General features: G+C 66.6%; 2 pseudogenes. Both read right to left on the bottom strand.

The annotated features are described in order from the left end of the window. Positions 1-297: pseudogene (locus DMH01_RS43475) on the bottom strand (hypothetical protein); the annotation flags it as partial. Positions 298-357: 60 nt separating this feature from the next. Next, a pseudogene (locus DMH01_RS42520) lies at positions 358-638 on the bottom strand (ABC transporter ATP-binding protein); the annotation flags it as partial.

The raw sequence follows: 638 nt of genomic DNA on the forward strand, positions 1-638 counted from the left end.
GCTCTGCTTGTAGGTGTCGACCAGCATCGGGCGGGCCGCGAAGGTCTTGTCGACCTCGAAGAGCTTCTCGTACAACATGTTGCCGATGTGGGCGGTGACCTGGCCCGGGTTGGCGACCATGTCCAGCGACTGCGGATCGGTCGGGACCGCGACCACGAGGTCGCCGCCGCGTACAGGGGTGCCGGCGTCGGCGGAGGAGGACGACGGAGTCGCGCCGCCCGCGCAACCGGAGAGCAGCAGGGCGCTCGCCGCGGCGGCGCAGATCAGCCCGGCCCTCAGGCTCTTGAGCACGTTCATGTGGGTTCTCGCTCTTGCTCTGAAAAAAGGGGGGACAGAAGAGAAGGTCGACCCGAAGGGCTATCCCACGTATGCCGACAAGTCGGGATTCGCGGCCAGAAGGCGGCGCGTGTACTCGTGCGTGGAGGAGGAGGCGATGGTTTCCGGGATGCCGACCTCGATGAGGTCGCCCTTGTACATCACGCCGACGCGGTCGGCCACCGACAGCACCAGGCTGAGGTTGTGCGTGATGAACAGGAAGCTGATGCCGTGCGAGCGGCGCAGTTGCAGGAGCAGGTTCATGACCTGGCCCTGGACCGAGACGTCCAGCGCGGAGGTGGGCTCGTCGGCGACGATGAGCC

Origin of the sequence: Amycolatopsis sp. WAC 04182 (assembly GCF_003947465.1) — a bacterium.
Classification (GTDB): domain Bacteria; phylum Actinomycetota; class Actinomycetes; order Mycobacteriales; family Pseudonocardiaceae; genus Amycolatopsis.